This is a genomic window from Streptomyces griseobrunneus (assembly GCF_046713465.1).
In the GTDB taxonomy this organism is placed as follows: Bacteria; Actinomycetota; Actinomycetes; order Streptomycetales; family Streptomycetaceae; genus Streptomyces; species Streptomyces microflavus.
On sequence record NZ_CP177080.1, the window covers coordinates 2,887,571 to 2,914,238 of the forward strand.

At 71.2% G+C, this 26,668-nt stretch carries 23 protein-coding genes; 9 read left to right on the forward strand and 14 right to left on the reverse strand.

What is annotated here, in order from left to right:
• Window positions 1-127: 127 nt before the first annotated feature.
• Window positions 128-844 (forward strand): L,D-transpeptidase family protein, encoded by a 717-nt coding sequence (locus ACK8N7_RS12710; RefSeq protein ID WP_403216324.1) that lies wholly within the window; start codon window positions 128-130, stop codon window positions 842-844.
• 114 nt (window positions 845-958) lie between these two features.
• Window positions 959-1,990, forward strand: coding sequence for a sigma-70 family RNA polymerase sigma factor (locus ACK8N7_RS12715; RefSeq protein ID WP_403216322.1), 1,032 nt, complete (start codon window positions 959-961; stop codon window positions 1,988-1,990).
• A gap of 6 nt (window positions 1,991-1,996) precedes the next feature.
• On the opposite strand, the gene ACK8N7_RS12720 is transcribed toward ACK8N7_RS12715, so the two are convergent.
• Window positions 1,997-2,386: an STAS domain-containing protein gene (locus ACK8N7_RS12720; protein ID WP_403216320.1), complete on the reverse strand. Its 390-nt coding sequence runs from the start codon at window positions 2,384-2,386 to the stop codon at window positions 1,997-1,999.
• Between the two features lie 150 nt (window positions 2,387-2,536).
• Here ACK8N7_RS12720 and ACK8N7_RS12725 point away from each other — a divergent pair, with 150 nt between their 5' ends.
• The gene (locus tag ACK8N7_RS12725; protein WP_500442328.1) at window positions 2,537-5,881 is read left to right on the forward strand and encodes a S8 family peptidase; all 3,345 of its coding nucleotides are present in this window, start codon (window positions 2,537-2,539) and stop codon (window positions 5,879-5,881) included.
• A gap of 104 nt (window positions 5,882-5,985) precedes the next feature.
• Here the strand turns inward: ACK8N7_RS12725 and ACK8N7_RS12730 are convergent, their stop codons facing one another.
• From ACK8N7_RS12730 to ACK8N7_RS12785, 12 genes are all read right to left on the reverse strand, one after another.
• Window positions 5,986-6,576 carry a Uma2 family endonuclease gene (locus ACK8N7_RS12730; protein WP_403216316.1) on the reverse strand — a complete coding sequence of 197 codons (591 nt, stop codon included), beginning with the start codon at window positions 6,574-6,576 and terminating at the stop codon, window positions 5,986-5,988.
• Window positions 6,577-6,673: 97 nt separating this feature from the next.
• Window positions 6,674-7,951 (reverse strand): thymidine phosphorylase, encoded by a 1,278-nt coding sequence (locus ACK8N7_RS12735; protein ID WP_500442330.1) that lies wholly within the window; start codon window positions 7,949-7,951, stop codon window positions 6,674-6,676.
• Window positions 7,952-8,081: 130 nt separating this feature from the next.
• The gene (locus ACK8N7_RS12740) at window positions 8,082-8,504 is read right to left on the reverse strand and encodes a cytidine deaminase (protein WP_403216314.1); all 423 of its coding nucleotides are present in this window, start codon (window positions 8,502-8,504) and stop codon (window positions 8,082-8,084) included.
• Window positions 8,501-9,763: an ABC transporter permease gene (locus ACK8N7_RS12745; RefSeq protein ID WP_403216313.1), complete on the reverse strand. Its 1,263-nt coding sequence runs from the start codon at window positions 9,761-9,763 to the stop codon at window positions 8,501-8,503. The genes ACK8N7_RS12740 and ACK8N7_RS12745 overlap by 4 nt, the downstream gene beginning before the upstream one ends.
• Window positions 9,760-10,878, reverse strand: coding sequence for an ABC transporter permease (locus tag ACK8N7_RS12750; RefSeq protein WP_403216311.1), 1,119 nt, complete (start codon window positions 10,876-10,878; stop codon window positions 9,760-9,762). Before ACK8N7_RS12750 ends, ACK8N7_RS12745 begins: the two co-directional genes overlap by 4 nt.
• Window positions 10,875-12,458: an ABC transporter ATP-binding protein gene (locus ACK8N7_RS12755; RefSeq protein WP_403216375.1), complete on the reverse strand. Its 1,584-nt coding sequence runs from the start codon at window positions 12,456-12,458 to the stop codon at window positions 10,875-10,877. The genes ACK8N7_RS12750 and ACK8N7_RS12755 overlap by 4 nt, the downstream gene beginning before the upstream one ends.
• Before the next feature lie 363 nt (window positions 12,459-12,821).
• Window positions 12,822-13,868, reverse strand: coding sequence for a BMP family lipoprotein (locus tag ACK8N7_RS12760; protein ID WP_032759863.1), 1,047 nt, complete (start codon window positions 13,866-13,868; stop codon window positions 12,822-12,824).
• Window positions 13,869-14,042: 174 nt separating this feature from the next.
• Window positions 14,043-15,278 (reverse strand): amidohydrolase, encoded by a 1,236-nt coding sequence (locus tag ACK8N7_RS12765; RefSeq protein WP_500445737.1) that lies wholly within the window; start codon window positions 15,276-15,278, stop codon window positions 14,043-14,045.
• 155 nt (window positions 15,279-15,433) lie between these two features.
• Complete coding sequence (locus tag ACK8N7_RS12770) at window positions 15,434-16,468, reverse strand: hypothetical protein (protein ID WP_403216309.1); 1,035 nt, start codon at window positions 16,466-16,468, stop codon at window positions 15,434-15,436.
• Window positions 16,469-16,478: 10 nt separating this feature from the next.
• Window positions 16,479-17,411: an N-acetylneuraminate synthase family protein gene (locus ACK8N7_RS12775; RefSeq protein ID WP_500442334.1), complete on the reverse strand. Its 933-nt coding sequence runs from the start codon at window positions 17,409-17,411 to the stop codon at window positions 16,479-16,481.
• A gap of 12 nt (window positions 17,412-17,423) precedes the next feature.
• Window positions 17,424-18,665: a cytidylyltransferase domain-containing protein gene (locus ACK8N7_RS12780; RefSeq protein ID WP_403216305.1), complete on the reverse strand. Its 1,242-nt coding sequence runs from the start codon at window positions 18,663-18,665 to the stop codon at window positions 17,424-17,426.
• Between the two features lie 68 nt (window positions 18,666-18,733).
• Entirely contained in the window at window positions 18,734-20,116 is a 1,383-nt protein-coding gene (locus ACK8N7_RS12785) for a DUF6716 putative glycosyltransferase (RefSeq protein ID WP_500442336.1), read from the reverse strand.
• A 202-nt stretch (window positions 20,117-20,318) separates the two neighbouring features.
• Here ACK8N7_RS12785 and ACK8N7_RS12790 point away from each other — a divergent pair, with 202 nt between their 5' ends.
• From ACK8N7_RS12790 to ACK8N7_RS12815, 6 genes are all read left to right on the forward strand, one after another.
• A complete protein-coding gene (locus tag ACK8N7_RS12790; protein ID WP_403216301.1) occupies window positions 20,319-21,338 on the forward strand; it encodes a glycosyltransferase family 2 protein in 1,020 nt (339 codons plus the stop codon).
• Entirely contained in the window at window positions 21,338-22,732 is a 1,395-nt protein-coding gene (locus ACK8N7_RS12795) for a polysialyltransferase family glycosyltransferase (RefSeq protein ID WP_403216299.1), read from the forward strand. The genes ACK8N7_RS12790 and ACK8N7_RS12795 overlap by 1 nt, the downstream gene beginning before the upstream one ends.
• Window positions 22,733-22,766: 34 nt before the next feature.
• Window positions 22,767-23,957: an acyltransferase family protein gene (locus ACK8N7_RS12800; RefSeq protein WP_500442339.1), complete on the forward strand. Its 1,191-nt coding sequence runs from the start codon at window positions 22,767-22,769 to the stop codon at window positions 23,955-23,957.
• A gap of 117 nt (window positions 23,958-24,074) precedes the next feature.
• A complete protein-coding gene (locus ACK8N7_RS12805; protein WP_500442341.1) occupies window positions 24,075-24,914 on the forward strand; it encodes a sialidase family protein in 840 nt (279 codons plus the stop codon).
• Complete coding sequence (locus tag ACK8N7_RS12810; RefSeq protein ID WP_500442342.1) at window positions 24,911-25,393, forward strand: laminin G domain-containing protein; 483 nt, start codon at window positions 24,911-24,913, stop codon at window positions 25,391-25,393. Before ACK8N7_RS12805 ends, ACK8N7_RS12810 begins: the two co-directional genes overlap by 4 nt.
• A 17-nt stretch (window positions 25,394-25,410) precedes the next feature.
• On the forward strand, window positions 25,411-25,872 hold the full coding sequence (locus ACK8N7_RS12815; protein ID WP_403216289.1) for a MarR family winged helix-turn-helix transcriptional regulator: 462 nt from the start codon (window positions 25,411-25,413) through the stop codon (window positions 25,870-25,872).
• A gap of 25 nt (window positions 25,873-25,897) precedes the next feature.
• Here ACK8N7_RS12815 and leuE read toward each other — a convergent pair whose 3' ends face one another.
• The gene (gene leuE, locus ACK8N7_RS12820) at window positions 25,898-26,563 is read right to left on the reverse strand and encodes a leucine efflux protein LeuE (RefSeq protein WP_403216287.1); all 666 of its coding nucleotides are present in this window, start codon (window positions 26,561-26,563) and stop codon (window positions 25,898-25,900) included.
• Between the last annotated feature and the right edge of the window lie 105 nt (window positions 26,564-26,668).

Below are 26,668 nucleotides of genomic sequence, written 5' to 3' on the forward strand. Positions count from 1 at the left end.
GGAGGCCGTAATTCCGGCTATGCCGTACCGCGACGCAACCGAGACCTGGCCCGTGCAACCACCGCCCCCCTTCGGGCGTCTACCAGGCGTAACCGCAAAACCACTGTGGGCGAAGGGGAGTTGGCGCATGGGAGTCACGGCGAAAATACCCGGAGGACGGCTGCGACGCGGGGCGGCGCTCACCGTGGCCGGGCTGGTGGCGGCACCCGCCCTGGTCCTGGGCACCGGGACCGCGGCCCAGGCCGCCTCCTGTTCGACCTCCGCCGGGCCGCACCAGAAGCAGGTCGAGAAGTTCCTGAAGCGGCCCGTCGACGGCAAGCAGTCGGCCGCCGACTGCAAGGCGATCCAGAAGTTCCAGAAGGCCCACGGGATCACCCCCACCATCGGGTACGCCGGGCCGCTGACCTGGCGCACGATGAACACGATGCTCGCCCAGAAGGCGGCCGGGAAGAACCCCAACAAGGCCGGGAAGTGCCCCACCAACAAGGGCCGCATCGCCTGCGTCGACCTGACCCGGCAGCTGAGCTGGATCCAGGACGGCAAGAAGCTGAAGTACGGCCCGGTGCCGGTGCGGACCGGGCGCGACGGCGCGGAGACCCGGACCGGCGCGAAGAAGATCTACTGGCGCAACATCAAGCACTGGTCGACGATCTACAAGGTGTGGATGCCGCACTCGCAGTTCTTCGACGGCGGCCAGGCGTTCCACTCGGTCACCAAGTCCATGTACAACCCGCCGGGCTCCGGCGGCTGCGTCAACATGCGCCCCGCAGACGCGAAGGCATACTGGAAACTGCTGAAGAACGGCGACGACGTGTACGTCTACGGGCGCAAGCCCGGTACCTGATCCGGAGCCCCGGGGGCTTGGCCCCTTTCCACCCCCGTTGTCAGTGGCCTGCGGTAGCTTCCGAGGTACCGGGTTACGGATACCGCCGCGCGGCTGCGCGACAGGGGTGGAGCGATGAGCGATCTGACCACGACGACGGCTGCGGGGGCGGGAGTCGGCACGGCCGGTGACGCCGGCATCGACGCCCGCCTCGAAGGCCACAGGACCGAGCTGACCGGGTACTGCTACCGGATGCTCGGCTCGGCGTTCGAGGCCGAGGACGCGGTGCAGGACACCCTGGTGCGGGCCTGGCGCAACTTCGACAAGTTCGAGGGCCGCTCCTCGCTGCGCTCCTGGCTCTACCGCATCGCGACCAACGTCTGCCTGGACATGCTGAAGGCGGGCAACAAGCGGGCCCGGCCGGTCGATCTGACGGGCCCGACCCCGCTCGCCCAGGCCGCGCTCAGCCCCCGTCCCGAGAACGTCTGGCTGGAGCCGATGCCGGACGGCCGGATCCTGCCCTCGGTCCAGGACCCGGCGGAGGCCGCCGTGGCGCGGGAGTCGGTGCGCCTGGCGTTCGTGGCCGCGCTCCAGCACCTGCCGCCCAAGCAGCGGGCCGTGCTGATCCTGCGCGAGGTGCTCGCCTGGAAGGCCGCCGAGGTCGCCGAGCTGCTGGAGACCTCCGTCGCCTCGGTCAACAGTGCCCTCCAGCGGGCCCGCGCCACCCTCACCGAGGCGTCGGACCGGGTCCCGGACGCGGCGGACCCGCTCGACGAGGAGCAGCAGAAGCTCCTGGAGCGCTATGTGAAGGCGTTCGAGGGGTACGACATGGCCGCCCTGACCGCGCTGCTCCACGAGGACGCGGTGATGACGATGCCGCCGTTCGACCTGTGGCTGCGGGGCACCCCGGACATCACGGGCTTCATGACCACCATCGGCGCGGCCTGCGCGGGCTCCCGGCTGGTGCCCGTGGCGGTCAACGGCTCCCCGGGCTTCGCGCACTACAAGCCCGACCCGGAGGGGCCCGGCTTCGTGCCGTGGGCGGTGCAGGTCATCGACGTCCAGGACGGGGCGATCTCGGGGATGCACTGCTTCCTGGACGTGGAGCGCTGGTTCCCGCTGTTCGGCCTGGCCGACCGGCTTCCGGCGGTGACGGCCGGGGAGTGAAAGGCCCTAGGGGCGGGGCACCCGCCCCTCCGGCTCCTCCAGGGCGATCACGTCCGCCAGCCCCACCAGGTCCAGCAGTCCCTGGAGTTCCGGCCCCACCCGGCGCAGCCGCAGCTGCCGCCCGGCCCGGCGGGCGACGAGCGCCAGCCGGGCCACCGCCTCGACCAGGGCCAGGTCCGCGCGCTCGACACCGCCCACGTCGCACTCCACCGGCGCGGCCGGACCGGGGGCGGACGCGCTCTGGTCCGGCGCGGCGCCCCGGGGGCGGTTCAGCAAGGTCTCCAGTTCCGTGCAGAGGGCCGGCACGACGTCACGGGTGACGTGTCCGGTGACGACGAGGACGATCGGGTTCATGGCAGCCACAACGGGGAGACCGGTCCCGTGACCGAAACTCATCGCCGCCCGGGGGCAGGATCCTCGCCGGAGAGAGTCAACTCACAACTCGTACACATCCCTTGCGAACCTCTTCACGATTTTCCCCCTCTAGATTGAGTGAACGGTTCAGAGGAACCGCCTCATTCTCCAGGGGGAGAGTTGCACAGACACGTGAACAGGGTGGGGGTCCCGGCTGTCGCCACGGCCGCGGCCGTGGCGCTCGCGGCGGGCATGACCACGCCCGCCGCCGCCCAGCCGGTCCGCAGCGCAGCCGCCGGACCGGCGGCCTCCGGCCCCTCGGCCGAGGTCGCGCACCAGCTGACGCTGATCACCGGTGACCGGGTGTCGGTGGACGCCAAGGGCCGGGTCGTGGGCTTCCGGCCCGCGAAGGGGCGCGCCGGGATACCGGTGCGCAAGGAGATACGGGACGGGCGCACGCTCGTCATACCCGCCGACGCCCAGCGGCTCATCGCCTCGGGCAAGCTCGACCGGCGGCTGTTCGACATCACCGAGCTGAACCGGCCGGAGAACCGCCGGGCCCAGCAGCACGACCTGCGGCTCATCGTCAGCTACCGGGGCGCGAAGAGCGCCCGGGCGAAGGCGGAGGTCCGGGACGCGGGCGCCACCCGGATCGGCCGGAGCCTGACGTCGCTGAACGCGCAGTCGGTGGCCACACCGAAGGCGGACGCCCCGGACCTGTGGCAGGCGCTCACCAGCGAGCAGGCCGGCAGTGAGCAGCGCACCACCGCGGCGGGCGTCGACCGGGTCTGGCTGGACGGGAAGCGCAAGGCGACCCTGGACCGCAGCGTCGCCCAGATCGGGACGCAGGCCGCCTGGAACGCCGGATACACCGGCAAGGGCGTCAAGATCGCGGTCCTGGACACCGGGGTGGACGGGACCCACCCGGACCTCGTGGGCAAGATCGCAGCGGCGAAGAACTTCACCTCCTCGCCCAACCTCAGGGACCGCATCGGTCACGGCACCCATGTCGCCTCGATCGCCGCGGGTTCGGGCGCCAAGTCGGGCGGGAAGTTCAAGGGCGTGGCCCCGGACGCCACGCTGCTGGCGGGCAAGGTCCTCGGCGACGACGGGTTCGGCGACGACTCCGGCATCCTGGCCGGGATGGAGTGGGCGGTCGCCCAGGGCGCCGACATCGTCAACCTGAGCCTCGGCGGCCTGGACACCCCCGAGGTGGACGCACTGGAGGCCGGGGTCAACAAGCTCTCGGCCACGAAGGGCGTCCTGTTCGCCATCGCGGCGGGCAACGAGGGCTCCGGGGCGGGCACCGTCGGCTCCCCGGGCAGCGCGGACGCCGCGCTGACCGTCGGAGCGGTCGACGTCAAGGACAAGCTGGCGGACTTCTCCAGCCGTGGCCCGCGCGTGGGCGACGGCGCCGTCAAGCCCGATGTCACCGCCCCCGGCGTGGCCATCACGGCGGCCTCCGCCCCGGGCTCGGAGATCGCCAGGGAGGTCGGCGAGAACCCGGCCGGCTACCTGACCATCGACGGTACGTCGATGGCCACCCCGCATGTCGCGGGCGCCGCGGCCCTGCTGAAGCAGCAGCACCCGGAGTGGACGTACACGCAGCTGAAGAGCGTGCTGGCGTCCTCCACCAAGCCGGGCACGTACACCCCGTTCCAGCAGGGCACGGGCCGTATCGCGGTGGACCGGGCGCTGACCCAGTCCGTCGTGAGCGAGCAGGTCTCGGTCGGCTTCGGCGTGCAGCAGTGGCCGCACACCGACGACACCCCGGTCACCGAGAAGATCACCTACCGCAACCTCGGCACCACGGACGTCACCCTCGACCTGACGGTCGCCGGCACCGGTCCGAAGGGCAAGCCTGCTCCGGCCGGCTTCTTCACCCTCGGCGCCCAGCAGGTCACCGTGCCCGCGGGCGCCACCGCCGATGTGGCGCTGACGGCCGACACCCGGCTCGGCGGCACGGAGACCGGCGCGTACTCCGCGTACGTCGTCGCCACCGGCGGCGGCCAGAGTGTCCGTACGGGGGCGGCGGTCGAGCGCGAGCGTGAGGCGTACGACGTCGTCGTGAAGGCCATCGGCCGTACGGGCAAGGCCGCGGCCGGCGCGGAGGTCTCGCTGGACGACCTCGGCACCGCCTCGGACGGTTCCGCGTTCACGTCGGCCTTCAAGAACGGTGTGGCGACGCTGCGGGTGCCCAGGGGCACCTTCGTGCTGAACGGCACCGTCGTGACGGATCCCAAGAAGATCCGGGAGATCGACTGGCTCGCCCAGCCGAAGCTGAGCGTCACGAAGAACACGACGGTCACGCTGGACGCCCGCAAGGCCAAGCCGGCCGCCATCACCCTGCCGGTGAAGGGGACCAAGCTCCGCGGCCTGCAGAGCGAGTTCTCGCTCTCGACCAAGCACGACGAGGTCACGTACGGCTGGATGGTCGACGGCAAGGGGACCCTCCGCACCGCCCACGTCGGCCCGAAGATCACCGACGGTTCGCTCAGCCAGCGCTGGGCCGGCAACTGGAACAAGGGGGCGTCGGGCGACTACAACATCGCGACCGGCGGCCGGGTCCAGCAGCTCGCCACGGGCTTCACCCGTAAGTACAAGGCCAACCAGTTCGCCACGGTGAAGCTGACCATGGGCGTCGGCGCGGTCAAGAAGAAGACCGGCATGCTCGCCCCGCTGGCGGAACTGCCGGGCGGATACCCGATGTACGGCGCACCCGTCTCGCAGGCGCTGCCCGCCGTCCGCACGATCCGGGTCGCCACCACCGACAAGACCCGCTGGGGCCTGGAGTTCGCCCAGATCGGCGGCAAGGACCACGAGGGCTACCCGATCTTCGAGTCGGGCTACTCGCTCGGACGGCCCGCCGCCTACAAGGGCGGCAAGTCCTACACCAAGGCGGTCAACACCGGGGTCTTCGGCCCGCGGCTGGCCGCGGGCGACGGCATCTACCGCGACGGCAGCACGATCGGTGCCATCCTTCCGCTGCTGGCGGACGGCAAGGGCAACGACGGCGCACCGGAGTTCTCCTCGGTCACCACCGTGCTCCACCGCAACGGGAAGAAGTTCGCCCAGAACACCGACCCGCTCCAGGGCTGGGACACCTTCCGGGTCCCGGCGGGCAACGCCGACTACAAGCTCACCTCGTCGGTGAAGCACAGCGCGAAGATCGGCGCCCTCTCCACCCGGGTGGACGTCAGCTTCTCGTTCCGCTCCAAGAAGGCGACCACGAAGCTCCCCGCCTCCACCGTCCGCTTCACCCCCGCCATCGGCTCCGACGGCCGGGCGAAGGCGGGCAAGACGATCTCCGTGCCGGTGACGGTGCAGGGCTCGGCCGCCGGGAAGAACCTCAAGTCGCTTACGACGTACGTCAGTTACAACGGCGGCAAGACCTGGAAGAAGGTCACCGTGAAGAAGGGCAGGATCACGGTGAAGAACCCGGCCAAGGGCAAGGGCATCTCCTTCTCCGCCAACGTCACCGACAAGAAGGGCAACAAGTCCTCGGTGAAGATCTACAACGCGTACCTGGGCAAGTGACCCGGTACGAGCGGTAGTTCACCCTCGCACGACGGCGGCCCGCCGCACGGATCATCTCCGTGCGGCGGGCCGCTCGCTTGTTCCCGCGGGGCGGGGCGGGGGCGTCAGCTGACCGGGAAGACGCCGGTGTCCAGGTCGAGCGCGAAGGGTTCGGGGAGGCTGATCTTCCCGCCGTACTCGACCGTTTCCAGCACCCGGTACGTACCGCCCTCCGGCTCCCCGTAGAGGGTCGCGGTCGGACGGCCGGAGTGCCAGGGGTCGAGGAGCAGGAACAGCTCCACCCCGGCCTTGGCGTAGCCGTTGACCTTGCTGACGCGGTCGTGGTTGGCGTTGGCGCGGGAGGTGATCTCCACGACGAGGCGGGCCTCGGCGGCGGGGACCTGGTGGCCCGGCGCGGAGAGCACCTCGCGGGGCACGACGACGAGGTCGGGGATGTAGAGCCCGCCCCGCCCCGGCAGCGAGACACCGAGGGTCTGGTAGATCCCCCAGTCCCCCGGAATGACGCTGTAGAGGCTGCGCTGAAGCAGCTCCGCAGTGACGTTGTGGTCCGTGGACGGCGGTGGCGACACGGTGACGATCTCCTCGATGATCTCCACCTTGCAGCCCTCGGGTGCGTCCGTCTCCTCCCAGATCCGGACGAGGTCGTCCCAGTCCTGGCCGGGGCCCGGCACGGGCTCGACGGTGAGTGCGCTCATGGCGGTCTCCTCTATCGGTACGTCACCGAGTCCAGCATGCCGAACGGGACCGGTGGCAGTCCACCAGTCCCGTTCACCCGTACGAGGAAAGCGCAGGTCAGGCGATACGTTCCCGCACCACCGGGAGCGCCGCGTACGACGTGCCGGCCGGGGCGATGTCGTACGCGTCCGGCAGGGCCTTCAGCGCGTAGTCGAACTTCTCGGGGGTGTCCGTGTGCAGCGTCATCAGGGGCTGGCCCTCGGTGACGGTGTCGCCGGGCTTGGCGTGGAGTTCGACGCCCGCGCCCGCCTGCACCGGGTCCTCCTTGCGGGCGCGGCCCGCGCCGAGGCGCCAGGCGGCGACGCCGACGTCGTAGGCGTCCAGGCGGGTCAGGACGCCGGAGGAGCGCGCGGTGACCACGTGCTGCTCGCGGGCGACCGGGAGCGTGGCGTCCGGGTCGCCGCCCTGGGCGGAGATCATCCGGCGCCAGACGTCCATGGCGGAGCCGTCGGCCAGGGCCTTCTCGGGGTCGGCGTCCTTCAGGCCGGCCGCGTCGAGCATCTCGCGGGCGAGGGCGAGGGTCAGGTCGATGACGTCCTGCGGGCCGCCGCCCGCGAGAACCTCGACCGACTCCCGTACCTCCAGGGCGTTGCCCGCGGCGAGGCCGAGCGGGGTCGACATGTCGGTGAGCAGGGCGACCGTGCGCACTCCGCTGTCGGTGCCGAGCGCGACCATGGTGGAGGCCAGTTCGCGGGCGTCCTCGATGGTCTTCATGAAGGCGCCGGAGCCGACCTTGACGTCCAGGACGAGCGCGCCGGTGCCCTCGGCGATCTTCTTGGACATGATCGAGCTGGCGATGAGCGGGATCGCCTCGACGGTGCCGGTGACATCGCGCAGCGCGTACAGCTTCTTGTCGGCGGGGGCGAGTCCGTCACCGGCGGCGCAGATGACCGCGCCCGTGGTGTCCAGGACGTTCAGCATCTCCTCGTTGGAGATGTGGGCCCGCCAGCCCGGGATGGACTCCAGCTTGTCCAGGGTCCCGCCGGTGTGGCCGAGGCCCCGGCCGCTGAGCTGCGGCACGGCCGCGCCGCAGGCGGCGACCAGCGGGGCGAGCGGCAGGGTGATCTTGTCGCCGACGCCGCCGGTGGAGTGCTTGTCCGTGGTGGGGCGGGAGAGCGCGGAGAAGTTCATCCGCTCGCCGGAGGCGATCATCGCGGCGGTCCAGCGGGCGATCTCGGTGCGGTTCATGCCGTTGAGCAGGATCGCCATGGCGAGGGCGGACATCTGCTCGTCGGCGACCTCGCCGCGGGTGTACGCGTCGATGACCCAGTCGATCTGCTCGGGGGTCAGCTCGCCTCGGTCCCGCTTGGTGCGGATGACGGAGATGGCGTCCATGGGAGTCCTTCCGGCCGGTGCGTACGCAAGAGTTCCAACGACTCTACGCGCATAGAGAGGGGGAATGGCGGGGGGGGGGGGGCGGGCCCCCCCCCCCCCCCCCCCCCCCCCCCGCCGGGGAGTCGCGGGTTCAGCCGAGGTGCTGCGGGCCGAACGACTGGGGCAGCATCTCGTCGAGCGTGCGCCGCCCGTCGGGCGTCTCCAGGAGGAGTTCGGGGCCGCCGAACTCGTACAGGAGCTGTCGGCACCTGCCGCACGGCACCAGGACCGACCCGGTGCCGTCCACACAGGTGAAGTGGGTCAGCCGGCCGCCGCCGGTCGCCTGGAGCGTGGAGACCAGACCGCACTCGGCGCAGAGCGAGAGGCCGTAACTGGCGTTCTCGACGTTGCAGCCGGTGATCGTGCGGCCGTCGTCCACCCGGGCGGCGACACCGACCGGGAAGCGCGAGTACGGGGCGTACGCCCGGGACATGGCGTCCCGGGCCGCGGCCCGCAGGGCCTCCCAGTCGGACTCGCCGAAGGGAACCGCCTGCTCCGGGGCGGGCGAGGTCACTTGCCCTCGCCCTTCCGGTAGGGCACGCCGTCCGCCTTCGGCATCCGCAGCCGCTGTGCGGAGAGCGAGAGGACCAGCAGCGTGGTGACGTACGGGGCCGCGTCGACGAACTGGCTCGGCACCTGGTCGGTCAGGAAGTACCAGGTGAACAGCAGCGCCGAGACGGCCGCCGAGATCACCGCGGTGACGTACTTCTTCTTGTACAGCTGCCAGAACACCGCGATGACCAGCAGGATCGCCAGCAGGAGCAGCATCGCGTGGACGTTCTCCGCACCGCCGCGCAGCTTCAGGCTGTCGGTGAAGCCGAAGAGTCCGGCGCCCAGGGCCATACCTCCCGGCATCCAGTTGCCGAAGATCATGGCGGCGAGGCCGATGTAGCCGCGGCCGCCGGTCTGGCCCTCCTGGTAGATGCCGGTGGCGACGATCGCGAGGAACGCGCCGCCGAGACCCGCGAGACCGCCCGAGATGGTGACGGCGATGTACTTGTACTTGTACACATTGACGCCCAGCGTCTCGGCGGCCACCGGGGACTCACCGCAGGAGCGCAGCCGCAGCCCGAACGGGGTGCGCCACAGGATCCACCAGGTGGCCGGGATCAGCAGCAGGGCCAGCAGGGTCAGCAGCGACAGGCCGGTGACCAGGCCGCCGACGATGCCCGCGATGTCGGAGACCAGGAACCAGTGGCGTTGCTGGAGGTCCTGCATCCAGTCCGAGAGCCCGGGAATGGTGATCTTGTCGATCGGATCGATGCGCGGGGACTGCTTGGAGGAGCCGCCCTGCACGCCGTCGAAGGCGAAGTTGGAGAGGTAGCGGGTGACGCCGACGGCGAGGATGTTGATCGCCACACCGGAGACGATGTGGTTCACGCCGAAGGTGACGGTGATGACCGCGTGGAGCAGGCCGCCGAGGCAGCCGCCGAGGATGCCGAAGAGGACACCCATCCACGGACCCCACTGGAATCCGGCCCAGGCACCGAACCAGGTGCCGAGGATCATCATGCCTTCGAGGCCGATGTTGACGACGCCCGCGCGCTCGGCCCACAGGCCGCCGAGTCCGGCGAGGCCGATCGGGACGGCGAGCTCCAGCGCGCCGGCGACCTGGCCGACCGAGGTGATGTCGTCGGCGCCGCTGATGAGGCGGACCAGCGAGACGAGGGCGAGACCGCCCGCGATGATGAGCAGGACGACGGGCAGAGTGAGCTTGCGGCGGCCGCCCTTCTTGGGGGCGTGGCGTGCGGCGGTGGCTTTGCTGGTGCTCACAGGGCCGCCTCCTTCTCGGTCGTGAGGGCATGGCCGGCGGCGAGCTCCTCGCCGACCTTCTGCTGCTGGCGGCGGACGCCGTAGCGGCGTACCAGCTCGTAGGAGACGACGACCGAGATCACGATCAGGCCCTGCATGATCGTGGCGATCTCCTTCTCGTACCCGTACTGGTCGAGCGAGGCCGACGACTTGTCCAGGAAGGCGATCAGCAGGGCGCTGAAGGCGATGCCGAGCGGGTTGTTGCGGCCCAGCAGCGCGATGGTGATACCGGTGAAGCCGATGCCGGTGGGGAAGTCGAGGCTGTAGGTGTGGGTGTCGCCGAGCAGCGTCGGCAGGCCCGCGAGGCCCGCCACCGCACCGGAGATCAGCATCGAGGTGAGGATCATCTTCTTGGCGTCCACACCGGAGGCCTGGGCGGCGCTCTCGCTGGCGCCGGTGGCGCGCAGGTCGAAGCCGAACCGGGTGCGGTTGAGGACGAACCAGTAGAGCAGGCCGCAGCCGGCGGCGACGAAGGTGAAGCCGTAGATCTCGCCGGCCCCGTCACCCATCGGCAGCCCCGGGAACCAGCCGGACTCGGCGATCTCACCGGTGGTCAGGTTGTTGGAGCCCGCGGGCTGCTCGCCGAAGTTCTTCGGCAGGATCAGCCAGGCGACCAGGGCGGTGGCGATCGAGTTGAGCATGATCGTGGAGACGACCTCGCTCACCCCGCGGGTGGTCTTGAGGAAGCCCGCGATACCGGCCCAGAAGGCACCGACGAGCATCGCGACGACCACGATGAGCGCGATGTGCAGCGGGCCCGGCAGGGTGACGCTGGCGCCGACCAGCGCGGCCATCATGGCGGCGAGGCGGTACTGCCCGTCGACGCCGATGTTGAAGAGGTTCATCCGGAAGCCGACGGCCACGGCGAGTGCGGCGAGGTAGTACGTACCGGCCTGGTTGATGATCAGGACCTGCACGTCGGCGTAACTGGCCGACTCGAACATGATCCGGTACGGCTCGAACGGGTTGCGGCCGGAGGCCAGCAGCACCACGGTCGTCAGCGCGAGGGCCACGACCAGGGCGAGCACCGGGCCGGCGAGGCCCAGGATCAGCCGGTCCTTGTCGAATTTCTTCATCGGGCCTCGTCCTCCGGGCTTTCGAGGTGACCGGTGGCGGCACCGGTCATGGCCGAGCCCAGCTCCTCGGGGGTGATGGTGGCCGGGTCGGCGTCGGCGACCAGTCGGCCGCGGTACATGACGCGCAGGGTGTCGGAGAGCCCGATGAGCTCGTCCAGGTCCGCCGAGATCAGCAGCACGGCGAGCCCTTCGCGGCGGGCCTCACGGATCTGGTCCCAGATCTGCGCCTGCGCGCCGACGTCCACCCCGCGGGTGGGGTGGGCGGCGATCAGCAGCTTGGGGGCGTGGCTCATCTCGCGGCCGACGATCAGCTTCTGCTGGTTGCCGCCGGAGAGGGAGGCCGCGGTGACCTCGATACCGGGGGTGCGCACGTCGTACTCGCGCACGATCCGCTCGGTGTCGACCCGGGCCGCCTTGTTGTCCAGCAGCCAGCCGCGGCTGTTGGGCTTCTCGGTGACGTGGCCGAGGATGCGGTTCTCCCAGAGGGGGGCGTCCAGCAGGACGCCGTGGCGGTGCCGGTCCTCGGGGATGTAGCCGATGCCGGCCTCGCGCCGCTTGCGGGTCGGGGAGTGCGAGATGTCGTCGGTGTCGAGGGTGATCACCCCGCCGTCCGGGTCGCGCATCCCGATCAGGGCCTCGATCAGCTCGGTCTGCCCGTTGCCCTCGACGCCGGCGATCCCGAGGACCTCGCCCTTGTGGATGGTGAAGCCGACGCCCGCGAGGACGTCGCGGACGGTGCCGTCGGGGTCGGTGACCGTGAGCGCGAGGTCCTGGACGCGCAGCATGGGCACGTCGGTGACGGTGGACTCGCGGGTCTCCGGCGAGGGCAGCTCGCTGCCGACCATCAGCTCGGCGAGCTGCTTGGTCGTGGTGGTGGCCGGGTCGGCGGTGCCCACCGTCGTACCACGGCGGATCACCGTGATGTCGTCGGCGACCGACAGCACCTCGCCCAGCTTGTGCGAGATGAAGATGACGGTCAGACCCTCGGCCTTGAGCTCGCGCAGGTTGGCGAAGAGGGCGTCGACCTCCTGCGGCACCAGGACCGCGGTCGGCTCGTCCAGGATCAGGATGCGGGCGCCCCGGTAGAGCACCTTGAGGATCTCCACGCGCTGCCGGTCGGCGACGCCGAGGTCCTCGACGAGCGCGTCGGGGCGGATGCCGAGACCGTACGCGTCGGAGATCTCCTTGATCTTCCTGCGGGCGCCGGCACCGATGCCGTACAGCTTCTCGCCGCCGAGGACCACGTTCTCCAGGACGGTGAAGTTGTCGGCGAGCATGAAGTGCTGGTGCACCATGCCGATGCCGAGCTCGATGGCGTCGCCCGGGTTGGAGAACGAGACCTGCTCACCGTTGATGGCGATGGTGCCCTCGTCCGGCTTCTGCATGCCGTAGAGGATCTTCATCAGGGTGGACTTGCCGGCACCGTTCTCGCCGACGAGGGCGTGGACCGTGCCCTTGCCGATCGTGATGTCGATGTCGTGGTTGGCGACGACGCCGGGGAAGCGCTTGGTGATGCCGTGAAGTTCCACGGCGGGGGGGCTGCTGGACGCGTTGATGACGCACTCTCCTTGGCCGGACAGGAGCGGGGGCGGAGGGGCTGGGGGGCGGGGTGAAGTTATCGCGCCGGAGGGCTGTCTACACGCGTAGAGCTGCCGAATCGTAAAACACAGGCGCACGTCACAGTCCGGACGCGGGGTCCGGGACCGGATGGGGGAGCACTGCGAAAGGCGGATCTTCTTCGTTGCTTGCTGTTCTTGCTGCGGGTATCGCTTCGGATGCTCGGCCGGCCCGGTCAGGATCCGGGCGCCGCCCGCGTACGGGTGAGGGCCCGGCGGCCCTGTCCGTCCGCCCCGCCGGTGTGCGGCGGGGCGGACGGACAGGGCCTGGGAAACCAGCCGGTGGGCCGGCCTCGACCGCCCTTGTCACAGGGCGGTCATGCCTTGTTACGGGGCGGTCTTGACGGTGATCTTGCCGTCGATGATCTCCTGCTTGGCCTTGTCGACCGCGGCGATGACGTCCTTCATCTCGGTGAAGGCCGGGTTGGACATCGACAGGCCGACGCCGTCCTTGTCCAGGCCGTAGCGGATCTCACCGGTCTGCGGCTTGCCGTCCTGGACCGACTTGATCAGGTTGAAGACCGAGTCCTCGACGTCCTTCGTGACCGAGGTCAGGATGGACTCCTTGTAGTTGGCGAGGCCCGCCTGGTTGTACTGGTCGGAGTCGACGCCGATGTTCCACTTGCCCGCCTTGGAGGCGGCCTCGATGGCACCGGAGCCGGCCAGACCGGCGGCCGAGTAGATCACGTCGGCCTTCTTGTCGAGCTGGCCCTGGGCGGCGGCCTTGCCGAGGTCGGGCTTGGAGAAGCCGTCGAAGTTCGGGGGCTGCGTCAGGTACTGCGGGAGCACGTTCACCGACGGGTCGGTGTCCTTGACGCCCTGGATGTAGCCGGCCTCGAACTTCTTGATCAGCGGGGTCTCGACGCCGCCGATGAAGCCGACCGTCTTCGTCTTGGTGACCTTGGCGGCGGCGACGCCGGCGAGGTAGGAGCCCTGCTCCTCGTTGAAGACGATGTTGGCGATGTTCTTGCCGGTCACCGAGGCGTCGTCGATGATCCCGAAGGTGGTCTTCGGGAACTTCGGCGCGACCTTCTTGATGGCGGGCGCGTAGGCGAAGCCGACGCCGATCACCGGGTTGTTGCCGGCGCGGGCCAGCTCGGTGAGGCGCTGGACCTTGTCGGCGTCGCTCTCACCGTCGGACGGCTCGGCCTCGTTGCCGTCGATGTCGAGGTCCTTCTCGGCCTTGGCGAGACCGGCGTAGGCGGCGTCGTTGAACGACTGGTCGCCGCGGCCGCCGATGTCGTACGCGATGGCGGCCTTGTCAGCGCCGTCGGAACCTGCGTCCGACGACGTTTTTCCGCCACACGCGGTGGCGGAGAGCGCGAGGGCCGCTGACGCGACGCCCACGGTGGCAATCCTGGTGATCCGGCGCAAGGGAAGGCTCCTTCAAACCTGACCGAAGCGCCTCTTCCGGCGCTGGTTTCGCGGCGATCGTAACGCGCGTAGATGTCAGATAAGAGCACGTACGGAAGCCGTTATCGGATCGTCGCGAACAGGAGGCGTCGCGTCCGTCCATGGATGGCCCGCGAACAGTTCGTTAAGGCGGGCCTAAGACCGTCCGGCCAGCAGGGCGGCGGCGGTGAACAGCTCGACCCCCGCGGTGATGGCTTCCTCGTCCACATCGAAGTTGCCGCGGTGCAGGTCCAGACCGCGCGTGTCGCCGGGCGGCCGGACCCCGAGGCGGGCCATGGCGCCCTGGACGTGCTCCAGGTACCAGGAGAAGTCCTCGCCGCCGAGGCTCTGCTCGGTGTCCTCGATCGCATACGACCCGCGGCGCTCGGTCATCGCCGCGTCCAGCAGGCCGATGGACTCGGCGTCGTTCACCACGGGCGGCACGCCCCGTACGTAATTGATCACGGACTTGGCCCGGTGCATTCCGGCCACCTCGTCCACGGCGGCGTGCACCAGGTCGGCCGCGTCCCGCCAGGCGTTCAGGTCGAGGCAGCGGACCGTGCCGGAGAGCTCGGCGTGCTGTGGGACGACGTTGGGGGCGTGTCCGGTGTGGAGGCGGCCCCAGGTGAGGATGAGCCCCGAGCGGGCGTCGACGCGGCGGGAGAGCAGCGCGGGGACGTCCACGGCGACCCGGGCGGCGGCGGTGACCAGGTCGGTGGTCAGGTGCGGGCGGGCGGTGTGGCCGCCGGGCCCGTCGAGGGAGATCTCCAGGCGGTCGCAGGCGGAGGTGATGGCCCCGACGCGCAGCCCGATCTTCCCGACGTCCACCTTCGGGTCGCAGTGGACCGCGATGATCCGCCCGACGCCCTCCAGCACCCCGGACTCGATCGCGCTGAGCGCACCGCCCGGCATGACCTCCTCGGCGGGCTGGAAGACGAGCCGCACCGCGTTGGGCAGGAGCCCCTGCCGGTCGAGCGTGGCGAGCACCAGGCCGGCGCCCAGCACGGTGGTGGTGTGGACGTCGTGCCCGCAGGCGTGGGCCCGGTCGGGGACGGTGGACCGGTAGGGGACGTCCACCTTGGTGTCCGGGATCGGCAGCGCGTCGATGTCGGCGCGCAGCGCCAGCATGGGCGTCACGCCGTCCCACTCCCCCACGTCACAGACGAGCCCGGTCCCCACGTCGAGCACCCGCGGCCGGAGCCCGGCCTTCTCCAGCCGGTCCTTGATGGCGGCGGTGGTGCGGAACTCCTGGTTGCCCAGCTCGGGGTGCATGTGCAGATCCCGGCGGAAGGCGATCAGCTCGGCCCTCAGCTCGTCACCGAGCCTGCCGGGCAGCCCACCTCCCCCCGGCTGGTCGACCATGTCTTCGGGGCGGGAGGCGCGGGACTTCAACTGGTTCACCTTGTGAAGGGTAGGCCCCTTCACCCCTCAACTGGCCACAGATCAACAAAACTTCAGCCGCACAGGGGAACAAAAGGCCGGGTGGGAGCGTGTGACGGGCCGTGACAGTGGGTATACCTTGCGGCTTCCTCGCCGCCTGCCTCCCCCTATGCGTGGGCCGTCGACGTCAGGCGCTGTACCCCCCGTGCCGTCTCCGTGACCCCGCTCAGAAACCCCTGCGCGCGCGGGGAGGCCGTCGTGCGGAGCCATTCCGGGGCGATGTCGCAGACCGCGACGTTCACGCCCGTGCCGGCCAGGGCCAGCGGGAGGGTGTGGACCACCGTCGAGGGGAAGCTCACCACCGTGTGGCCGATGGGGCCGCGGCGGGCGATGAGTTCCAGGGGGAGGTCCGGGCGGACGATCTCCAGGCCGGTGGCGGCTTCCAGGGCGTGGAGCTTCTCGGCGGACTCCCGGCGGTGGGCGAAGTAGCGGGTCGCGCCGTGGGCGCGGGCCAGGGCCGTGACCGCCTCCTGGTACGGGACCGGGTCGACGACCCCCGTCTCGACCAGGGACGTGCCGACCAGGTCCGCCCCCTTGCCGACGCTCGGCGGGCCGAAGCGGGCGCGGGTCCAGGCGAAGGTGTTGGCGGTGACGGTGATGCCCTCGGGGGGCTCGACCGGCATCGCGGTGAAGACCTCCACCGTGTGCCGGGCCGTCGGGGTGAAGCGGCGGCGGGCGGTGGCCGTGACCGGGGCGAGGAGCAGTTCGCGCGGGCCGCCGCGGCCCTTGCGGTGCCAGCGGGTCAGCCGCTCGCCCCGGGCCAGCTGGGTGACGAACTCCATGGTCGCCGTGCCGTCGTCGACCACCGTGAGGCGCTCGGCGCGCACCAGGGTGAGCAGGAGCTGCACATAGCGGGAGAACGGGTCACCGATCACTATGTGGTCGGCGCGCCTGACCAGTCCGGCCAGGGCGCGCAGGGCCTTGAGAGGCGCGCCGGAGTCCCCGCGCGCCTCCTGCCAGCGGACGGTGATGCCCTCGTCGCGGGCCAGCTCCGCCATCCGGCGCAGCTGGCCGCGCGACATCGGGTCGACCGGGGGCAGGACGACGACCGTGGTGGCGGCCGGGTCGTCTCCCCCCATGGCGTGGGTCCACTCCAGGACGTTCAGGAGCTGGACCGGGCTCTCGACGAAGGCGAGGTTCACCGGTCGGCGCTCAGACCGCGACCGGCTCGGGGGCCGGCGCGTTGTCGGCCTCGGCGACGACGCCCGCGACCCGGCGGAGCTTCTTCATCGGGCCGAGCTCGGACTCGTACACCTTCTTGACTCCGTCGCCGAGGGAGGCCTCGATGGTGCGGATGTCGCGGACCAGGCGGGTCAGGCCCTGCGGCTCGACGGAGGCGGCCTGGTCGGAGCCCCACATGGCGCGGTCCAGGGTGATGTGGCGCTCGACGAAGGTGGCGCCGAGGGCGACGGCCGCGAGGGTGGTCTGCAGGCCCGTCTCGTGGCCGCTGTAGCCGATCGGGACGTTGGGGTACTCCTGCTGGAGGGTGTTGATGACCCGCAGGTTGAGCTCCTCGGCCTTGGCCGGGTACGTGGAGGTGGCGTGGCAGAGCAGGATGTTGTCGCTGCCCAGGACCTCGACCGCGTGGCGGATCTGCTTCGGGGTCGACATGCCGGTGGAGAGGATCACCGTGCGGCCGGTGGCGCGCAGGGCGCGGAGCAGCTCGTCGTCGGTGAGGGAGGCGGAGGCCACCTTGTGGGCGGGGACGTCGAACTTCTCCAGGAAGGCGACGGCCTCGGTGTCCCACGGGGAGGCGAACCAGTCGATGCCGCGCTCGGCGCAGTGCTCGGAGATGGCCGTGTACTCGTCCTCGCCGAACTCGACGCGGTGGCGGTAGTCGATGTACGTCATCCGGCCCCAGGGGGTGTCGCGCTCGATGTCCCACTGGTCGCGCGGGGTGCAGATCTCCGGGGTGCGCTTCTGGAACTTGACCGCGTCGCAGCCGGCTTCGGCGGCCGCGTCGATCAGGGCGAGGGCGTTGCCGAGGTCGCCGTTGTGGTTGATGCCGATCTCACCCGTGATGTAGACGGGGTTGCCGGGTCCGGCGGTACGGGTGCCGAACGTGCGCAGGCGGGAGGTGCTCATGGTGGTGCTTCCTTACTTGGTGGGGACTGTGGGGACAGAGGGAGTGGTGGTGAGGGTGGGGCCGAGCAGCCAGGCCGCGATCTCGCGGATGGCGCCGTAGCCGCCGGGGGTGGTCGTGACGGCGCGCGCCGCGGCGCGTACCGAGTCGTGGGCGCTGCCGACCGCCACGGGCCAGCCCGCGAGGGCGAAGCAGCCCAGGTCGTTGACGTCGTTGCCGACGTAGAGAACGCGGTCGGGGGCGATGTTCTGCTCGTCGCACCACTGCTTGAGCGCCTCGTCCTTGCGGTCGATGCCGTGCAGGACGGGCACCTGGAGCTTGCGGGCGCGGGCGGCGACGACCGGGTTCTGTTCGGTGGAGAGGATCAGGAGGGGCACGCCGGCCTTGCGCAGGGCGGCGATGCCGAGTCCGTCGCCCCGGTGCACGGCCACCGTCTCGCGCCCGTCGGAGTCGACCATGACCCGGTCGTCGGTCTGGGTGCCGTCGAAGTCCAGGACGACCGCGTCCACGTCCGCGAGGGAGGGCAGCGGCGAGGGGTCCAGGAGCGGGGCGAGCGCGCGGGCGCGGGCCAGGTCGTGCGGGTCGTCGATCTCCAGCACCCGGGCCGGGTCCGTGGGGACCAGGGCGGTGTGGCCGAAGAAGCGGTGGCGGTGGGTACGGAAGCCCGCCGCGTCCATCGCGTAGGCGGCGCCGGTCTCCAGGTGGTCCTGGGGGCGGTCCTGGCGGCGCGGGCGTACGGACTTGTCGTGGTTGACGCCGTACGTGCCCTCCTCGACCGCGGCCCCGTCGCGCCAGACGAACCCGTGGAACGGGGCGACGGTGACGGCCGTGTCGGCGCCCTCGTGGGCCACCGCCCTGGCCACCCCGTCGATGTCCTCGCGGGAGACGAACGGGCTGGTGCACTGGACGAGGAGGACCACGTCGACGGTGCGGGCGCGCTCGGCCTCGTAGACGTCCAGGGCGTGCAGGACGGCCGCCTCGCTGGTGGCGGTGTCGCCCGCGATGGCGGCGGGGCGCTCCACACAGTGCAGCCGGTGGGCGGCGCCGAGGTGGGCGGCGGCGGTGCGGGCGGCCTCCGCGATGGTCGCGTCGTCGGTGGTGACGACGACGTCGGTGACCTCGGGGGCGCCGAGCGCGGCGCGGACGGCACGGGCCACCAGGGGGATGCCGCCGACCTCGGCGAGGTTCTTGGCGGGGACGCCCTTGGATCCGCCACGGGCGGGGATCACGGCGAGCACGGTCGGGGGCGGCTTCATCGCTGCTCCTGGGGTCGTCGAAGCTTCTGAGGTCGTGCCTGAGGTCGGGGAGGTCCCTGGGGTGGTGGTCACAGCTCCCCCATCCGGCGGATCACCGGGGCTACACGCTGGACGCCGTGGCGGTAGGCGCCGCGCGCCGCGTTGCGGACGGTCTCGCGCACCGCGCCCCGCACCCGGCCGGGCTCCTGCGGCGCGACGGCACCGGGCAGCGGCGTGCCGTCGGGGGCCAGATGGTGGCGGGCGAGGATGCCGGGGAGGTAGCCCGAGGCGGTGGCGGGCGTGTAGTAGGGGGCGAGCGGCGGGAGTTGAACGTTTTCCAGCAGGGTGGTGACCCTGGCGCGGGCGGTGTCGTAGGCGGTGCCGTACGAGCCGTCGGCGGCGACGCCCTGGCCGGCCAGCCACTCCCCGTCGGGGCGCGGGCGGAACCCGCCGTCGAGCCGGTCCCAGGAGGTGAGGAGCCCGGAGCCGACGAAGTGGTGGTTGCCGAGGGGCTCCCGTACGCCGAGGTCGGTGAGGACCGCGGTCGGGATGCGGCGGTGCAGGGACTCCAGGGCGGCGGTCGAGGAGACGGTGACCAGGAGGTCGGTGCGGTCCAGGACCTCGCCCATGTGCCCGTACACCAGGCGGAAGTTGGGCGGCAGTCCGCCGGGCAGCCGCTGCGCGAGCTTCTGGTAGGGCAGTTCCTCGATGTGCGTGGTGTGCTCGCCGGGCTTGGAGCGCAGCTTCAGCAGCACCTCGCGGCGCGGGTGCAGCCGGGCGTGCTCGACGAGCCGGCGGAGCAGGTACGTACGGTCGGCGCGGGAGGCCGGTACGGAGGGCTGGGCGGCGAACACCACGGTGTCGCGGCCCTCTTCGGCGCGGTACGGGGCTCCGCCGAGGAAGGGCAGCGCCGCTTCCGTGACGGCCGAGGCGTCGGCGCCCACTCCCTCGTACACCGCGCGGAAACGTCCTGCGTCGTGGGCCGAGTTGGCGAGGACGACGTCCGCGCCGTGGCGGAGCAGGAGGCCGTCGGCGAGCTTCTCGTAGACGACGCCGACGTATCCGGTGACGACGACCGGGCGGCGCTCCAGCTTCAGCGCGGCCAGCCCGTGCAGCATCGCCTGGACGCCGCCGCCGACGAGGGCGAGGACGACGAGGTCGTAGCCCTGCTCGCGCACGGTGTGCAGGAACTCGACCGCGGTGACCTCACGGACCCGCTCGGCGTCGATCCCGACCTCGCCGACCTCCGCGAGCTGGCGGGGCGTCGGGGTGGCCCGGCCGCGCAGCAGCAGCCCGCTGACCTCGACGGGGCGCGCGCCCCGCTCGTCCGCCCCGTCGGTCAGGCGGCGCGCGGTGAGCGCGCCCCATTTCCACCGGGTGTCGGAGTCGGCGAGGACGGCGACCCGCAGCGCCGGGCGGGGCTCGGCGGGGGTTCGGGCCGGTTCGGCCGTATTGCTGGTACGTGGGGGCACGTCCTAGAAGTTAGGAAGGCATTTCGATGAGCAGCCCAACGTGACGGCAACAAATGGTTAACAGGCGGCCGACGCTTGGGGATTCCGCAGATCGGCGGGGTCAACTGGCGGCCTATTCGGTCCGCTTCACCGTTCGGACATTCACCGTTCACCCGCAGTACTTTTCCGGGACAAGGAAAGTGCCGGGTCTCCAACTAGCGTGATGCGGGTGGTTAAGCTCTCCGTCATCGTGCCGTTCTTCAACGTGCAGACATACGCGCCCGACACCCTCAGAAGCCTTCGGGCCAACGCCCGGGAGGACTTCGAGTTCATCCTCGTCGACGACCGTTCGACCGACGGGACGGCCGACGTGCTCCAGCGCGCGAGGAAGGACATTCCCGGCGCGAAGGTGATCGTCCACGAGCGCAACGGCGGTCTGGCCACGGCCAGGAACACCGGCCTCGACGCGGCGAGCGGGGAGTATCTGACCTTCCTGGACGGTGACGACTGGCTGGCCCCCGGCTACTTCGCGGAGCTGGTCGCCGCGGCGGAGCGGCTGCAGTGCGACTTCGTACGCGCCGACCATGTGCAGGTCACCGGCCGCACGCGGACGGTGCACCGGGTGCCGCACGGCCTGCGGAACGTGGTGCTCAGCCCCCGCTCGGTGATCCTTCCGGCCGACCGCACCACCTCGGTGGACTATCCGTACGCCTGGGCCGGCATTTACCACCGCCGCCTTCTCGACCAGGGCCTTCTGCATTTCACCGACGGACTGCGGACCGCCGAGGACCGGCCGTGGATCTGGCGGCTGCACCGGGAGGCGGAGAGTTTCGCGGCGGTCGGACTGCTCGGTGTTTTCTACCGGCGGGGGGTCGCTTCCTCGCTCACCCAGATCGGGGATGTCCGCCAGCTCGATTTCATCCGGGCATTCGACCAGGTCATCGAGGAGACTTCGCGGGACCGCGACGCGGATATTCTGCTCCCGAAGGCAATGCGCACCTATTGCGCGGTCATGGCCCACCACCTCGGGTCCATCGAGCGGTTCGAACCGGGCGTGGCGCGGACGCTGCGCTCCATGAGCGCCGCCGCCCTGCGCAGGCTCCCCGGTGACCTGCTCGACGAGACCCTCACCTCCCTGGGCGACCGGCGCGCCGCCCTGCTGCGCCGGGTACGCCGCCGCCCCGCCGGCGCCGAGCCCACGCCCGCCGCCACACCTGCCGCCGCCACCGGAGCCCGTGCCTGATGTCTGCCATCCGTTCCACCCAGCTCTTCTTCGCGGCCTCCCAGTACGCCGCCGCCACGGTGACCGCGGCGATCCGGGCGGGGCAGTTCGGCCCGCGCGCCGAACACCGCCGGCTGCTGATCGTCAGCGACACCTCGCCCGCCCCCGAGGTCGGCACCCCGCTCGACCGGATGGCCGGATTCGCCTCGCTGCGGCCGGAGTTCGACGAGGTCCACTCGTGGAACGCGTTCATCAGGCCCTTCCACCCGGCCGGCTGGTTCCCGCGCGAACAGGACACCCTGCTCTGGGAGCGTTATCTGCGGCTGGCCTGGAAGCTGGGCGACGGGCCGGTGGAGATCGCCTGCGAGTCCATCCAGGCCAACCCGTCCAGCGCGGTGGCCAAGATCTTCGGCGAGAGCCCCATCCACCTCTACGCGGACGGGCTGATGAGTTACGGGCCCACCCGCAGCAAGATCGATCCGCTGATCGGCACCCGGGTGCAGCGGCTGCTCCACCTGGACCTGGTGCCGGGGCTGCGGCCGCTGCTGATGACAGAGTTCGACGTCGAGCCGGAGGTCGTGCCGACGATCGAGTTCCTGAAGGTGCTGGGTGAACTGGCCGCCTCGGCCGACGAGTTCGCCGCACCGGCCGGCTCCCCGGCGCTGCTTCTCGGCCAGTACCTGTCCGCCATCGACGTCCTCACCGCCGACGAGGAGCAGGAGCTCCATCTGCGGATGCTGCGCGGCACGGTGGCGCTCGGCCACACCCGCGTCGTCTTCAAACCGCACCCCGCCGCCCCCGTGAGCTGGTCGCGCGCCCTGGAGCAGGAAGCCGAACTGCTCGGCGCCGAACTCACCGTCCTGGACTCCCCGGTGATCGCCGAGGTGGTGTACGAGCGGACCCGCCCCGCGCTCGTCGTGGGGGCGTTCTCCACCGCGCTGCTCACCGCCGCCACGTTCTACGGCATCCCCGTCGCGAGGGTCGGCACCGAGGAGCTGCTCGCCGCGCTGACCCCGTACCAGAACAGCAACCGCGTCCCGGTCACCATCGTCGACGCCCTGCTGCCCGCCCTGGAGGACCGGGAGGCGGTCACCTCGTGGCGGCTGCCGGGCGAGGAGCGGGTGCGCGCGGAGCTCTCGGGTCTGGTCACGGCCGTCGGCTTCGCCATGCAGCCGCAGATCTACCCGGGGCTGCGTGCCGCCGCCGAGGAGTACCTCGCCGGGCATCCGGCCCCGGCCTCGTCCCCGTACTTCCGTCGCCGCCGCCTCACCTCGCTGGCGCTGCCGGGGGCCCTTCCGGGGCAGCTCGACTTCATCCCGCGCAACGCGACGGTCCGCAGGATCGCCCGGCAGGCCGTCGCCTGGAAGCGGGGCGCGGGCCGGCGGCTCCCCGGTGTCCGCAGCGCGCGCGGCTGACGGGGGCGGGGATGAGCGGGGGACGAACAGGGAGATGAGCGGGGGGATGGACGTGACGAGTACACGGACGGGTACACGGTCGGGTGCGCTGACGCTTCCGGTGCAGGAGAGCCCGGTCGCGGTTGCGGTGAGCCCCGCCGCGGCGCCCGGGAAACGGGACCGGATGCGGGCCCTGGACGGGCTGCGCATCGTGGCCGCCCTGATGGTCTGCCTCTACCACTACGCGGGCAAGGAAGGGACGGTCGCCGAGTCCTGGGGCCAGTCGCCCGCGCACCTCTTCCCGACGCTGTCGTCGTTCGCGACGTACGGCAGCCTGGGGGTGCAGCTCTTCTTCATCATCAGCGGCTTCGTCATCTGCATGAGCAGCTGGGGCCGCACGGTCGGTGACTTCTTCCGCTCCCGGGTCGCCCGGCTCTACCCGGCGTACTGGGCGGCGATCGTCGTCGTCACGGCTGCGGCGGTCGTGCTGCCCGTCGTCGTGCGGCCGCTGCGCCTGGACGAGCTGCTGGTCAACCTGACCATGCTCCAGCAGCCGATGGGCGTGGACCGGGTGCTCGGGGTGTGCTGGACGCTCTGGGTGGAGCTCCGCTTCTACGTCCTGTTCGCCGTCTTCGTCGTCTGGCGCGGGGTGACGTACCGCCGGGTGGTCATCTTCTGCTGCGGCTGGACCCTGGCGGGCGCCTTCGCCCGGATCGCCGACCATCCGCTGACCGACGCCCTGGTCATGCGGGACCACTCGCCGTACTTCATCGCGGGCCTCGCGCTGTACCTGGTGTACCGGCACGGCAGCGACCTGCTGCTCTGGGGCATCGTCCTGGTCAGCTGGCTGCTGGGACAGCGGTACTCCGTCACCGCGCTGTGGCACCCGGGCGGGGGCGGCGAGTTCGGCCGCTCCCCCTATGTCATCCAGCTGATCGTGACGGTCGCCTTCGTGGCGGTGGCCGCCGTGGCACTGGGCTGGCTGCGGTGGGCGAACTGGCGCTGGCTGACGTTCGCGGGGGCGTTGACGTACCCCTTCTACCTGCTCCACGAGCACCTGGGCTGGTTCGCGATCCGCGTCATGAGCCGCGGCCTGCACCTGCCGCCGCAGCTGACCCTCGTCGCCACGGTGGTCGCGATCCTGGTGCTGGCACATCTGCTGCACCGGTTCGTCGAGAAGCCGATCGGGCCCCGGCTGAAGCGGACGATGACGCAGCAGAGCCAGCGGGTGCGGTCACGGCGGTGAGTGCCGGAGCCCATCGACCACGAGCACGGATTCGAGGATCGACACCATGCGCTTCCCGGACGGCCGCCGCACCCGCGTCGCCGCAGAACCCGGCCGCTGACAGCAGCCCTCACCCTGATGCCGGCGGCCACGGCCCTCACCACCCCCGCTTCCCCCGCTGCCGCAGCCGTACCGGCGGCGGTGACCACCCCGTTCGAGGCCGGCACCGAGGGCTACCGCTGCTTCCGTATCCCCGCTCTCGTCACCACCCCCTCGGGCGCCCTGCCGGCCTTCGCCGAGGGGCGGGTCGCCACCTGCGGCGACATCGGGCACAACGACATCGTGATGCGTAAGTCCACCGACGGGGGCCGGAGTTGGGGCCCGCTGAAGGTGGTGGCCGGCGCGGCCGACGAGGACGCGCACGGCAATCCGGCACCGGTCGTGGACACCGCGACCGGGCGCGTATCACTGCTGTACGCGACCGGCGGCTGGAGCGGAACGCCGAGCGCCCCGGTCCGGGGCCCCCGCAGCCTGCGCGTCGTGCACAGCGTGGACGACGGCGCAGGCTGGACGGCGGGCGCCCCGCTCCCCCACCTCAAACCCGCCGACCGGGCCTGGGTCTCCACCGGACCCGGCCACGGCATCCAGCTCCCCCGCGGCCCGCACCGGGGCAGGCTCGTCGTCCCGGGCGACTACACGACCGCGGGCGGCAGGGCGGGCGGTCAGCTGTACGTCAGCGACGACGGCGGACTGACCTGGGACCTGGGCGCACACGCGGACGTCGACCGGGCCGCCTCCGCGTTCCCGGCCGAGCTGTCCGTCGCGGAGACGACCGGCGGGGGCGTGTACGTGAACGCGCACAGCTCGGCCCGGTGCGGCACGAACGACCACCGGACGTCGGCCCCAACCAGTACGGCAACCACGCCGTCATCCACGGCGGCGCCCAGCTCGGCGACCGTAACTCCGGCAGGGCCATGACCTTCGACGGCCAGGACGACTACCTCCGCCTGGTCTCCTGCTCGGACTCGCTGCGCCTGGGCGCGGGGGACTTCACGCTCACGGCGTGGTTCCGCCACACCGCCACGACGGGCGCGCTGCCGATCGTCCGGGGGTACGGGATGGGCTCGGGCGTCCGGCAGTTCTGGCTCCGGGCGGAGCCGGGCCAGGGCAGGATCCGGGCCGCGATCGACACGGGCACGGCGTACGCGGAGGTGAAGACCACGTCCGCGTACAACGACGGGCAATGGCACCACGCGCTCATGAAGAGGCAGTCGGGCCGGCTGACGCTGTCCGTGGACGGCGGGCCGGAGTTCGGTGCGGCGGCCCCGGCGGGCAGCATCACCCCGCCCGCCGAGTTCTCCGTCCACGTCGGCGCCCGCCCGGACTTCCCGAACCAGCCGGCCGGCGTCACGGAACTCTTCCGGGGCCTCAAACCACTTGACCTCAAGTTGGCTTGAGGTCCTACCTTCGGGGCATGAACTACTCACACGACGACGCAGGACTCGCCCGCCAGCCGATCGGCTACTGGAGCTGGGCCGCGCACGACGCCACGGTCACCCACATCCGGGCGGCGCTGGCCGAACACGGGCTCACGCAGCCGCCCTGGTGGGTGATGAACCAGGTCATCGGCGCGGAGGAGGACGGCCGCGGCCGCGCCGAGGTGGTCGCCCTGCTCAGCGGGTACCTCGACACCGGGGCGGACGGCATCGAGGAGGCCGTCGACGAACTCCTCCGACGTGAGCTGATCATCCAGGACGACGGGGACCGACTGCGGATCACCCCCGAGGGGCTCGCGCTGCGCGACCGGGCGTCCGTACGGGTCGCGCAGGCCCGCGCGGAGATCCACGAGGGCATTCCCGACGAGGAGTTCGTCGCCGCGTTGAAGGTGCTCCAGCGGATGATCCGGAACGTCGGGGGGAAGGCCTGGCACGAGTGAGGAGCCGGCCGAGCCCTATGGACGCCTAGACGCTGCTGAGCGAGAGCTTCGCAGCGAACCCCAGGAACAGCACGCCCGCCGCCGAAGTCGCCCCCGCCGAGAGCCTCTTGCGGCGGCGGAAGGCGGCGGCCAGGCGGGTGCCGCCGAAGATCAGCGTCGAGAGGTACAGGAAGCTGGCGAGCTGGAGCAGCGTCCCCAGCAGCAGGAACGACAGGGCCGGGTAGGCGTAGCCGGGGTCGACGAACTGGACGAAGAACGAGATCAGAAACAGGATCGCCTTCGGGTTGATCAGGCTGACCACCAGCGCCCGCCGGTAGGGGTTCTCCATCGTCGCCCCCGCCCCGGGCGTCTCGGCCGCCTCCGCCAGCTCGACCGTGCGCCGGTGCCGTTCGCGCCACAGTGAGGCCGCAGCGCGCAGCATGCCGATCGCCAGCCAGGTCAGATAGCCGGCGCCCGCGTACTTGACGACGGCGAACAGCAGGGGCGTGGTCTGGAGCAGCGAGGCCGCGCCGAGCGCGGACAGCGTCATCAGGACGGTGTCCCCGGTCCACACTCCGGCGGCGGCCGTATAGCCGGTGCGCACGCCGCGACGCGCCGCGACGGAGAGCACGTACAGCGAGTTCGGGCCCGGCAGAAGAACGATCAGCAGCAGGCCGGCGAGGTAGGTCGGAAGGTCGGTAACACCCAGCATGGACGGAGTTTCGCACATCTGTACGCCGCCTCGTCCAGCCGTCTCGCCGTGACCTTTCGGCCGTCCTGCCGTGACCTGGCGCCACTAGCGTCGTGCGCAGGATTC